This window comes from Vibrio sp. YT-19(2023) (assembly GCF_033337395.1).
In genome coordinates, this window is the sequence record NZ_JAWOQN010000010.1 from 156,260 (window position 1) to 167,896 (window position 11,637).

Sequence of the window (11,637 nt, forward strand, 5' to 3'; positions counted from 1 at the left end):
ATTATGTGCTTAGTGCATCTAACGCCGGAGTTAAGCCGCCGCGCGTAGCGCGGTCGGCTTGAACGAATTGTTAGACATCATTTACCAACTGACTTGATGATCTCGCCTTTCACAAAGCGAATAAATTCTTCCAAGTGATCTGCGCGTGAGGCCAAGTGATCTTCTTTTTGTCCCAGATAAGCTTGCTTAGCTTCAAGTAAGACGGGCTGATACTGGGCAGGTAGGCGTTTTATTGCCCAGTCGGCAGCGACATCCTTCGGCGCGATTTTGCCGGTTATTGCGCTGTACCAAATGCGGGACAACGTAAGCACTACATTTCGCTCATCGCCGGCCCAGTCGGGCTGCGAGTTCCATAGCTTCAAGGTTTCCCTCAGCGCCTCGAATAGATCCTGTTCAGGAACCGGGTCAAAGAATTCCTCCGCTGCCGGACCTACCAAGGCAACGCTATGTTCTCTTGCTTTTGTAAGCAGGATAGCTAGATCAATGTCGATCATGGCTGGCTCGAAGATACCCGCAAGAATGTCATTGCGCTGCCATTCTCCAAATTGCAGCTCGCGCTTAGCCGGATAACGCCACGGGATGATGTCGTCATGCACGACAAGGGTGACTTCTATAGCGCGGAGCGTCTCGCTCTCGCCAGGGAAAGCCGAAGCCTCCATAAGGTCATTGAGCAATGCTCGCCGCGTCGTTTCATCAAGCTTTACGGCCACAGTAACCAACAAATCAATATCGCTGTATGGCTTCAGGCCGCCATCCACTGCGGAGCCGTACAAATGCACGGCCAGCAACGTTGATTCCAGATGGCGCTCAATGACACTAAGCACCTCTAACAGTTGTGTCGAAATTTCGGCGATCACTGCGTCCCTCATGATGTCTAACGCCTTGCTAAACGGCAGGCAAAGCGCAGCTTTGGCTGTCCGGTGGAGGGCCGTAGGCCCGGAACGTATTTGAGCAACTTGTTAGCTGCATGCTTACCGCTGATCTCTTCGTATGTATACAGCATATCTCGCATTTGTGCGCTTTGTTTTTCCTGACTCGGGAGCTACAAGATTGAGCCATATTTCGCCTTTCGAGTTCACTGGCTCTATGGATGAAATTCGCCAAACGCAACCAAAATTCGTATAACTCAAATGGATAAGCATTCCGACACGAAGCTGATTCGAAGGGATACTCTGGCCTACGTTGTGACGCTTTTTATAAAATCCTCTTGCCATAACTACTCCGTTTCTTGGCAGCTAACGCCTGGCACAGCGGATCGCAAACCTGGCGCGGCTTTTGGTACAAAAGGCGTGACAGGTTTGCGAATCCGTTGCTGCCACTTGTTAACCCTTTTGCCAGATTTGGTACCTATAATTTATGTTAGAGGCGAAGTCTTGAGTAAAAACTGGCCTAAAATTGCTGGGGATTTCAGGAAAGTAAACATCACCTTCCGGCTCGATGTCTATTGTAGATATATGTAGTGTATCTACTTGATCGATCAGGCTTTTGTATATCTCCCCACCACCTGAAACAATGACATGATCCGTTATTTTCTTTAGGTTGGTTAAAGCATCTTTAATTGATGGAAAGATCAATACGTTCTCATTGTCAGATGTAAAACTTGAACGTGTTACGACCGCATACTTTCGGTTGGGTAATGCTCCCATTGATTCAAAAGTCTTGCGTCCAACCAACAGCCATTGGTTATAGGTAATAGCTTTAAACAGGAGCTGTTCACCTTTGGCACTCCATGGAATATCAGGGCCATTCCCGATAACTCCATTCTTCGATATAGCTACCATTAGTGATAGTTTCACAATTCTTCCTCAGAGGTTAACGCAAAGCACACGGGCGGAAAAACGCGTTAGCGTTTGACGTCCCAGTGGCCGCAGGCCACGAGTGATGCGCCTTGTTATGTTTTTGAACGCTGCGCATTAGCTTTACTATCTAAAATATTTAATAACTCTTCGTACTTAGGCCCAGAACCAAACTGAGGTAATCCGATAGCCAGAACAACAGCGCCGAATGCTAAATAAACGATAAACTCAGCAACAACCACGCCTGTTGCCATCAAGGTAATACCGCATAGCATGACAACAATGAGCAAAACTCTGAAGAATGTTGCAGCTTTAATCTTTTTCCTAGCACCGGCTATCACTGCCAGTTCTTTGTCACTAAATTCCATAGTTAAACCTTTTTAAAACATAACGCTGCCAGCAAGCGCGACGCTGTTTGGCGTCGCTTGACTGGCCTTGTTAGCAGCCTGCACCTAACTTTCGCGGCTTGCCGCACTGGCAAACCCGAACAACGGCAAGCTGCTTTTAATTTAAAACTAAACCGGTTAACTGCGATACGGCGAGCCGACCGGAACCTGTAAAACTGTTAAGCGAAGCCAAGAAGAACAACGCTACCGCCACAACCGTTTGCAGCAAACCCACAAACTGGCGAACTAAACCTTTTGGCGCTGCCGCTAGGAAAACCAAACGCGAGCAATGCCGAAAAAAGCTACTGACTAAAACCGTTAAAACCCGAAAACCTGCTAACGCCCGGCTTTGGGGCGGACTTGTAGCCGCAAAGCGGCGGAAAGGCCGTCCCAGCCCCGAAGGGGCGACAACAGCCGTTTGTTAGGCACTTGAACGCTGCCAAAAATGGTACAAGCCTGCAATATCAGACGAGCACAAAAGAGGCATTGCTTCTTTAATTTGCTCCAACGGCCAATCCCACCACTTCATATCTAGCAACATTGAAATTTCCTGTTCTGAAAAGCGCTTCTTTATCTCTTTTGCAGGGTTGCCACCAACTATTGTGTATGGCTCTATATCTTTGGTAACCAAAGCCCGGCTGCCAATTACCGCTCCATGGCCAACCTTTACTCCAGGCATAATCATTGCTTCAGAGCCAATCCACACGTCGCTTCCTATGACGGTATCACCTGCCGCCTGGAAAGCATCAACTGATTCCGAAAATGCCGGTTCCTCATTCATATAGAAAAAAGGGAATGATGTAACCCAATCATATCGGTGACCTTGATTTCCAGCCATGATAAAAGATGCACCCGTCCCTATGGAGCAAAAGCTTCCAATTATCAATTTATCAACGTCATCACGATCAGGCAGGAGGTAGCGAGCGCAATCATCAAATGAATGCCCGTGGTAATAGCCTGAATAATAGCTATAACGGCCTACCTTGATATTTGGGTTCTTTACCTGTTCGACGAGAGGTTTTCCCTTAAACGGGCTCTCAAAATAGTTCTTCATATAATTCCGCACCAAAAATCTGCAACAACACCGTTGCCTAACACCTGAATTAAGCCGCGCCGCGAAGCGGCGTCGGCTTGAATGAGTTGTTAGGCAACACCGCGCTTTCTCTCGAAGGCTTGTCGTGTTTGAACCATGTAAACCGCCGGCCCGTCAGGCGTGGTGATGATCTTCTCCCGCACGAATCCTGCCTTCTCATAGCAGCGTATGGCTCGATGGTTGTTCGGAGTCGGGTCGGTCTGAATCTTCGTCACGGTGGGGTCCGAGAACAGTAGTTCAACGAGAGCGCGGACAAGCCTTGTTCCTAGGCCTTTGTTCAACTGTGTCGGGTCAGCCAGAGACTGGTCTATTCCTCGCACTCCTGGATCAGTTTCATCTTCCCACCAGCCATCACCGCTTCCGAGCGCGACGTACGACTGAGCATAGCCGATCGGTTCCTCGCCCAGCATTGCGATGTACGGTGTTACGGACTCTTCCGCCATCGCTCTGGGCAGGTAGTGTTCCAGCACTTCATCAAGAGTCGGTCGCTCTTCGTCACCACCCCACCACTCAACGATGTGCGGCCGGTTGAGCCAATCATGGAGCATCGGCAGGTCGCGCTCGGTCATGAGGCGAAGAGTTATGGGGGGGGTGCTCGCGGACATGAAATGGTCGCTCTGTGCTGCCTAACTTTGTTTTAGGGCGACTGCCCTGCTGCGTAACATCGTTGCTGCTCCATAACATCAAACATCGACCCACGGCGTAACGCGCTTGCTGCTTGGATGCCCGAGGCATAGACTGTACAAAAAAACAGTCATAACAAGCCATGAAAACCGCCACTGCGCCGTTACCACCGCTGCGTTCGGTCAAGGTTCTGGACCAGTTGCGTGAGCGCATACGCTACTTGCATTACAGCTTACCAACCGAACAGGCTTATGTCCACTGGGTTCGTGCCTTCATCCGTTTCCACGGTGTGCGTCACCCGGCAACCTTGGGCAGCAGCGAAGTCGAGGCATTTCTGTCCTGGCTGGCGAACGAGCGCAAGGTTTCGGTCTCCACGCATCGTCAGGCATTGGCGGCCTTGCTGTTCTTCTACGGCAAGGTGCTGTGCACGGATCTGCCCTGGCTTCAGGAGATCGGAAGACCTCGGCCGTCGCGGCGCTTGCCGGTGGTGCTGACCCCGGATGAAGTGGTTCGCATCCTCGGTTTTCTGGAAGGCGAGCATCGTTTGTTCGCCCAGCTTCTGTATGGAACGGGCATGCGGATCAGTGAGGGTTTGCAACTGCGGGTCAAGGATCTGGATTTCGATCACGGCACGATCATCGTGCGGGAGGGCAAGGGCTCCAAGGATCGGGCCTTGATGTTACCCGAGAGCTTGGCACCCAGCCTGCGCGAGCAGCTGTCGCGTGCACGGGCATGGTGGCTGAAGGACCAGGCCGAGGGCCGCAGCGGCGTTGCGCTTCCCGACGCCCTTGAGCGGAAGTATCCGCGCGCCGGGCATTCCTGGCCGTGGTTCTGGGTTTTTGCGCAGCACACGCATTCGACCGATCCACGGAGCGGTGTCGTGCGTCGCCATCACATGTATGACCAGACCTTTCAGCGCGCCTTCAAACGTGCCGTAGAAGGCACTGTTGCAAAGTTAGCGATGAGGCAGCCTTTTGTCTTATTCAAAGGCCTTACATTTCAAAAACTCTGCTTACCAGGCGCATTTCGCCCAGGGGATCACCATAATAAAATGCTGAGGCCTGGCCTTTGCGTAGTGCACGCATCACCTCAATACCTTTGATGGTGGCGTAAGCCGTCTTCATGGATTTAAATCCCAGCGTGGCGCCGATTATCCGTTTCAGTTTGCCATGATCGCATTCAATCACGTTGTTCCGGTACTTAATCTGTCGGTGTTCAACGTCAGACGGGCACCGGCCTTCGCGTTTGAGCAGAGCAAGCGCGCGACCATAGGCGGGCGCTTTATCCGTGTTGATGAATCGCGGGATCTGCCACTTCTTCACGTTGTTGAGGATTTTACCCAGAAACCGGTATGCAGCTTTGCTGTTACGACGGGAGGAGAGATAAAAATCGACAGTGCGGCCCCGGCTGTCGACGGCCCGGTACAGATACGCCCAGCGGCCATTGACCTTCACGTAGGTTTCATCCATGTGCCACGGGCAAAGATCGGAAGGGTTACGCCAGTACCAGCGCAGCCGTTTTTCCATTTCAGGCGCATAACGCTGAACCCAGCGGTAAATCGTGGAGTGATCGACATTCACTCCGCGTTCAGCCAGCATCTCCTGCAGCTCACGGTAACTGATGCCGTATTTGCAGTACCAGCGTACGGCCCACAGAATGATGTCACGCTGAAAATGCCGGCCTTTGAATGGGTTCATGTGCAGCTCCATCAGCAAAAGGGGATGATAAGTTTATCACCACCGACTATTTGCAACAGTGCCCCGTAGAACAAGCAGGCATCACGAAGCCCGCCACACCGCACACCCTCCGCCACTCGTTCGCGACGGCCTTGCTCCGCAGCGGTTACGACATTCGAACCGTGCAGGATCTGCTCGGCCATTCCGACGTCTCTACGACGATGATTTACACGCATGTGCTGAAAGTTGGCGGTGCCGGAGTGCGCTCACCGCTTGATGCGCTGCCGCCCCTCACTAGTGAGAGGTAGGGCAGCGCAAGTCAATCCTGGCGGATTCACTACCCCTGCGCGAAGGCCATCGGTGCCGCATCGAACGGCCGGTTGCGGAAAGTCCTCCCTGCGTCCGCTGATGGCCGGCAGCAGCCCGTCGTTGCCTGATGGATCCAACCCCTCCGCTGCTATAGTGCAGTCGGCTTCTGACGTTCAGTGCAGCCGTCTTCTGAAAACGACAAACGATGTCAGAATAGAGTTAAATTTCCTATTGATTGACATATTCCGTCAAAGGTAATAGATTTCATCCTGACACTTTTGCCTTTGGAGGCATCTTGCAAGGTCAACGCATCGGCTATGTCCGCGTCAGCAGCTTCGACCAGAACCCGGAACGGCAATTGGAGGGTGTTCAGGTGGCGCGGGTGTTCACCGACAAGGCTTCTGGCAAGGACACCCAGCGTCCCGAGCTGGAAAGGCTGCTGGCCTTCGTCCGCGAGGGCGACACCGTGGTGGTGCATAGCATGGACAGGCTGGCACGCAACCTTGATGACCTGCGCCGCATCGTCCAAGGGCTGACACAACGGGGCGTGCGCATGGAGTTCGTCAAAGAAGGGCTGAAGTTCACCGGCGAGGACTCACCGATGGCCAATCTGATGCTGTCGGTCATGGGAGCCTTCGCTGAGTTCGAGCGCGCCCTGATCCGCGAACGTCAGCGCGAGGGAATCGTGCTGGCCAAGCAGCGCGGTGCCTACCGGGGACGAAAGAAATCGCTGAACAGCGAACAAATTGCCGAGTTGAAACGGCGAGTTGCGGCAGGCGACCAAAAAACCTTGGTGGCCCGTGACTTCGGCATCAGCCGCGAAACCTTGTACCAGTACCTGCGGGAAGACTGACCATGCCACGCCGCTCAATCCTGTCCGCCACCGAGCGCGAAAGCCTGCTGGCACTGCCAGATGCCAAAGACGAACTGATACGGCACTACACGTTCAACGAAACCGACCTGTCGGTGATCCGTCAGCGTCGCGGCGCCGCGAATCGATTGGGCTTCGCTGTGCAGCTTTGCTACTTGCGATTCCCTGGCACCTTTTTGGGCGTCGATGAGCCTCCGTTTCCGCCCCTGTTGCGCATGGTGGCCGCGCAACTCAAGATGCCAGTGGAAAGTTGGAGCGAGTACGGCCAGCGCGAACAGACACGGCGGGAGCACTTGGTCGAGCTGCAAACGGTTTTTGGGTTCAAGCCCTTCACCATGAGCCACTATCGGCAAGCCGTGCATACATTGACCGAGCTGGCCTTGCAGACCGACAAAGGCATCGTGCTGGCGAGCGCACTTGTCGAGAATCTGCGGCGGCAGAGCATTATCCTGCCCGCCATGAATGCCATCGAGCGCGCAAGCGCCGAGGCCATCACCCGTGCCAACCGACGCATTTACGCGGCGCTGACCGATTCTTTGTTATCACCCCACCGTCAGCGCCTGGACGAACTTCTCAAGCGCAAGGACGGCAGTAAAGTGACGTGGCTGGCATGGCTGCGCCAGTCGCCTGCCAAACCGAACTCTCGCCACATGCTCGAACATATTGAGCGCCTGAAATCCTGGCAAGCACTTGATCTGCCCGCAGGCATCGAGCGGCAGGTTCACCAGAACCGCCTGCTCAAAATCGCTCGTGAAGGTGGCCAGATGACGCCTGCTGATCTGGCAAAGTTCGAGGTGCAACGACGCTATGCCACGCTGGTAGCGCTGGCCATCGAAGGCATGGCCACCGTCACCGATGAAATCATCGACCTTCACGATCGCATCATCGGCAAGCTGTTCAACGCGGCCAAGAACAAGCATCAGCAGCAGTTCCAGGCTTCCGGCAAGGCGATCAACGACAAGGTGCGGATGTATGGGCGCATCGGTCAAGCGTTGATTGAGGCCAAGCAAAGCGGCAGCGATCCGTTCGCCGCCATCGAGGCCGTTATGCCCTGGGACACCTTCGCCGCCAGCGTCACCGAAGCGCAAACATTGGCGCGGCCTGCCGACTTTGATTTCCTGCACCACATCGGTGAAAGCTATGCCACGCTACGCCGCTACGCGCCGCAGTTCCTGGGCGTGCTCAAATTGCGGGCTGCGCCCGCCGCCAAGGGTGTGCTCGATGCCATCGACATGCTGCGCGGCATGAACAGCGACAGCGCGCGCAAGGTGCCCGCCGATGCGCCAACCGCATTCATCAAGCCGCGCTGCATTTGCTGGGATTTCGCTTCGCGCCGCGTATCCGTGACTTGGGCGAAACCAAGCTATTCATCCCCAAGGGCGATGCCGCCTATGACGCGCTCAAGCCGATGATTAGCAGCGACAGGCTGAACATCAAGCAAATACGCGCCCATTGGGATGAAATTCTGCGGCTGGCCACCTCCATCAAGCAAGGCACGGTAACGGCTTCGCTGATGCTGCGCAAACTCGGCAGCTACCCGCGCCAGAACGGCTTGGCCGTGGCGTTGCGCGAGCTGGGGCGCATCGAGCGCACGCTGTTCATTTTGGATTGGCTGCAAAGCGTGGAGCTGCGCCGCCGCGTCCATGCGGGGCTGAATAAGGGCGAGGCGCGCAACGCGCTGGCCAGGGCGGTCTTCTTCTACCGATTGGGTGAAATCCGCGACCGCAGTTTTGAGCAGCAGCGCTACCGGGCCAGCGGCCTCAATCTGGTGACGGCGGCCATCGTGTTGTGGAACACGGTATATCTGGAGCGTGCCACCAGTGCTTTGCGTGGCAACGGCACGGCGCTGGACGACACATTGTTGCAATATCTGTCGCCGCTGGGGTGGGAGCACATCAACCTGACCGGCGATTACCTATGGCGCAGCAGCGCCAAGGTCGGTGCGGGGAAGTTTAGGCCATTGCGACCGCTGCCACCGGCTTAGCGTGCTTTATTTTCCGTTTTCTGAGACGACCCCTGGTGGAGTAGGAAAGAAGTTTTGTCCTTGTTTGTAGTAACCACACTCGGAGAAAAACATGCCGAGAACGTCAATACCAGGATAGTTTCTCATGGCCGCACTCAAGATATGCGATAATTCGATAGCCGTAGGTTCCAGTTCTTTTGGCATTTTTGATGATGGAGGGTACAGCCCGGTCTGCTGATATGCCCAGTGGTCGATAAATGTATAAACAAACTCGGCAACACCCATACGATATCTAGCCGCCTCTATTACCTGAGCTGCCTTGCGGATTTCACTATGCACTTGCGACATTCATTCTCCCCTCTGTTTAACCTAACTCACAGCATCATAATGTAATCCTATAAACATCGCAAATTAGACCATCATGCAACATAGGATACAGCTCCAATCCCCTCCACCACCGAGAAAACTGAAAGTACACCTCCCCCCTAACCACCTTGCTAGACCTCTCTTTTTTTCTCTCTTTTTCTCTATTTATCTCTCTCTTTCTAAATTCGGGGGCGAGCCCCGGCTCAACAAAGCCGAAGGAGGAGCGTTAGCGACGACCGAGGCTTATACCCCACTTTGCATGATGGTCTAAAAGCGGCTAAAATGTAATCAATGATCCGTCAGAACAACGCAAGAAATAAATGATGAGCCAGATAAAAACGCTCTTTGATGACGTGACACTTAATCTGTCTCGTCTGAACAAACTACTAACGAGCACTATGCCAAGCATGGCGATAGTGAGCCGGATACCTCCAGTACATAAAGGCAATGAGCATGAGGTAATAAAACTCATCATGCCCGAGCACCATTCCGGCATGGCCGCTATGAAGCTGGCGGGTGAAGGCTACGTGGATCTGCACATCAAACACCCCTACTCACAGAAATCTGCCAGACGTTATGTTGGCGTGATCCACCTGCTGCCCTCTAATCCCAACAGCGCTGAGATTGTTCAGTTGGTACATAGCATCAACCAAAGCAAGGCCGACATCGAGGAGTTGGTGATCACTGAAAACGAAACCCGGCAAGCACGGTTCAAGGCAATCCATGACAACTGCCCCGGCGTCATGACAAAACATCTCTACAGACAAATCCACTGCCTAGTCGATGCGGACGTCAAATCAGTGAAGTTCAGTTGGCAGAGAAAAGATGCTTTGCACCAACCGGACAAAGCAGTACTAATAAGCCAAATGATCAAAGAACTGGAGCGAGCCAACCCTGAGAACGAGTTGCCCCTGACCCAGCTCATCAAGAAAGTCGCCAGCGCCCCTGATATGACACTGAGAATTCGTCGGGATGTTAAAGTACAGCCAGCGGCCAATGTGGTAAAACTCTCTGGGCAGAAAACCATGACTGCTCCGTTGCCGATCATCGTGGTACAAGATGAACCCTTCAAGGCTGGACAGATCGCTTCGTTTGTGGCCGCAGTGGAGAGAAAGCAACGCTCGGACAAACAAAGCTCAACTATCCTAGGCACGTTCGCTGGCCGACAAATAGAGCAGATAGCTCCCAAAAAGTTAAATAAAGAAGATTCAACGTAAAACGAAGACAGAAGAAATTGATATCAGTTGTTCGGTTAAACCGAACAACTGATGCTTTTAAGGATTGTTAGATGTTGTCGTCAATAGCCCAATACGATGAGCCGCTTGGCATTGCTGGAGATTGTTCAAGATGCTCAATTCCCATATCTTTAGCAACATACTGAGCTACATCATGAGACACGTGACCATCATCCAAGTCCGAAGCTATCATTGCTTGTGAGTAAACAAAAAAGGGAGGATGTTCCTTAAAATCACGTTGCCTCATCCAGGCTTGCACTGAGCGAGAAAAATATCCCCACAATTTGTTTTTATATAAAGCAGCTTGGTCAGCGATAGTTGGATTAGGATCGTTCAATTGAACGGATTTGGCCTTTTCAAACATTTCATAAGTAAACAAAGGTCTCCCGAAATACTCACTAGCAGAAGACAATAGAGTACAGAACTGATGATGTAGAACTCTATCCTCAGCCAAGTTTGGCACGTAATTCAAACCACACTTGTCGCAAATAACAGCATGACCTAAACCATCGTATTCAGGCGGCATCATTTCGACAACTGTATTGGACTGAACGCTCCTCAATTCATTCAAATATTTTTCAGTGACAAAAGTACCTGAATCAGAATCCTTTGGAAGGTGAAAATACTTAACCTCAGGGTCATAGTACCAATAACCTCCGCGTCCATTAGTGTAGCGTTTGCCTGTTATAACCACTGTGTACACAGTCATTGAACCTGCTGTGATGCTGGGGTTTTCCGAGTATGCTTTTCTTCTCCTCTCACAAAGCTCGGCGGATAATTCGTTTGACATAACTCGTACTGAGTCAAAAAGATTAATATCCAATATTTCAACTATATAGGATGTTGCCGCGTCAGGATTCGCATCAACCGGAGCTCGTTTTAAAAAAGGCACAGGAAGATCTAAGTCATAAGCGATAGGTGGTCGCTCAGTTAAAGCTTGATCTGTATTTTCAGAAAGCCCAGCCCCAGCCCAGTGGTTCCAATTTTTATAACCCTGAGCCTTAGCTAGTGCATGAAGGAGTTTGATTGGTTTCAGCGAAACATTAAAATCATCTTTCAATGTTGATGACAGTTTTCTTGCGAGATATTCAGCGTTTGATTTCGAGCCAAACGATATCGTGGTAGTTTTCATATTAAAGCAACTCCAAATTAACGGGGTATCTATGAAAGGTTGCCCTGATTACCTGCCAAGCCCTGATGAATCCCCTAATGATTTTGGTAAAAATCATTAAGTTAAGGTGGATACACATCTTGTCATATGATCAAATGGTTTCGCCAAAAATCAATAATCAGACAACAAAATGTGCGAACTCGATAT

At 52.0% G+C, this 11,637-nt stretch carries 9 protein-coding genes and 4 pseudogenes; 5 read left to right on the forward strand and 8 right to left on the reverse strand.

All coding sequences use genetic code 11. From position 1 onward, the window contains the following. Nucleotides 1-30: 30 nt before the first annotated feature. The 5 genes and pseudogenes from R7E78_RS10110 to R7E78_RS10130 form a co-directional block, all read right to left on the reverse strand. A pseudogene (locus tag R7E78_RS10110) lies at nt 31-869 on the reverse strand (AadA family aminoglycoside 3''-O-nucleotidyltransferase). A 453-nt stretch (nt 870-1,322) separates the two neighbouring features. Next, complete coding sequence (dfrA1, locus tag R7E78_RS10115; protein ID WP_023622807.1) at nt 1,323-1,796, reverse strand: trimethoprim-resistant dihydrofolate reductase DfrA1; 474 nt, start codon at nt 1,794-1,796, stop codon at nt 1,323-1,325. Nucleotides 1,797-1,891: 95 nt separating this feature from the next. Beyond that, complete coding sequence (locus R7E78_RS10120; RefSeq protein WP_023622806.1) at nt 1,892-2,164, reverse strand: hypothetical protein; 273 nt, start codon at nt 2,162-2,164, stop codon at nt 1,892-1,894. Between the two features lie 439 nt (nt 2,165-2,603). After that, a complete protein-coding gene (gene catB, locus R7E78_RS10125) occupies nt 2,604-3,236 on the reverse strand; it encodes a type B chloramphenicol O-acetyltransferase (protein WP_023622804.1) in 633 nt (210 codons plus the stop codon). An 89-nt stretch (nt 3,237-3,325) separates the two neighbouring features. Further along, a complete protein-coding gene (locus R7E78_RS10130; protein WP_023622803.1) occupies nt 3,326-3,880 on the reverse strand; it encodes an aminoglycoside N-acetyltransferase AAC(6')-IIa in 555 nt (184 codons plus the stop codon). Nucleotides 3,881-4,041: 161 nt separating this feature from the next. Here R7E78_RS10130 and intI1 point away from each other — a divergent pair. Next, nucleotides 4,042-4,839 (forward strand): annotated as a pseudogene (gene intI1 / locus R7E78_RS10135) (class 1 integron integrase IntI1); the annotation flags it as partial. A 52-nt stretch (nt 4,840-4,891) separates the two neighbouring features. On the opposite strand, the gene R7E78_RS10140 reads toward intI1, so the two are convergent. After that, nucleotides 4,892-5,596, reverse strand: a complete 705-nt coding sequence (locus R7E78_RS10140) for an IS6-like element IS26 family transposase (RefSeq protein ID WP_001067855.1) — start codon at nt 5,594-5,596, stop codon at nt 4,892-4,894. 65 nt (nt 5,597-5,661) lie between these two features. On the opposite strand from R7E78_RS10140, the pseudogene R7E78_RS10145 reads away from it, so the two are divergent. The 3 genes and pseudogenes from R7E78_RS10145 to R7E78_RS10155 all read left to right on the forward strand — a co-directional run. Further along, nucleotides 5,662-5,883 (forward strand): annotated as a pseudogene (locus R7E78_RS10145) (tyrosine-type recombinase/integrase); the annotation flags it as partial. Between the two features lie 296 nt (nt 5,884-6,179). Further along, entirely contained in the window at nt 6,180-6,737 is a 558-nt protein-coding gene (locus R7E78_RS10150) for a recombinase family protein (RefSeq protein ID WP_001162012.1), read from the forward strand. A gap of 2 nt (nt 6,738-6,739) precedes the next feature. After that, nucleotides 6,740-8,739, forward strand: a pseudogene (locus R7E78_RS10155) (Tn3 family transposase). Nucleotides 8,740-8,745: 6 nt separating this feature from the next. On the opposite strand, the gene R7E78_RS10160 reads toward R7E78_RS10155, so the two are convergent. Further along, nucleotides 8,746-9,066, reverse strand: coding sequence for a hypothetical protein (locus R7E78_RS10160; RefSeq protein WP_172686224.1), 321 nt, complete (start codon nt 9,064-9,066; stop codon nt 8,746-8,748). A gap of 338 nt (nt 9,067-9,404) precedes the next feature. Here R7E78_RS10160 and R7E78_RS10165 point away from each other — a divergent pair, with 338 nt between their 5' ends. Next, complete coding sequence (locus tag R7E78_RS10165) at nt 9,405-10,301, forward strand: DNA replication terminus site-binding protein (RefSeq protein ID WP_318057875.1); 897 nt, start codon at nt 9,405-9,407, stop codon at nt 10,299-10,301. Nucleotides 10,302-10,368: 67 nt separating this feature from the next. Here the strand turns inward: R7E78_RS10165 and R7E78_RS10170 are convergent, their stop codons facing one another. Continuing rightward, complete coding sequence (locus tag R7E78_RS10170; protein ID WP_032073039.1) at nt 10,369-11,451, reverse strand: hypothetical protein; 1,083 nt, start codon at nt 11,449-11,451, stop codon at nt 10,369-10,371. Between the last annotated feature and the right edge of the window lie 186 nt (nt 11,452-11,637).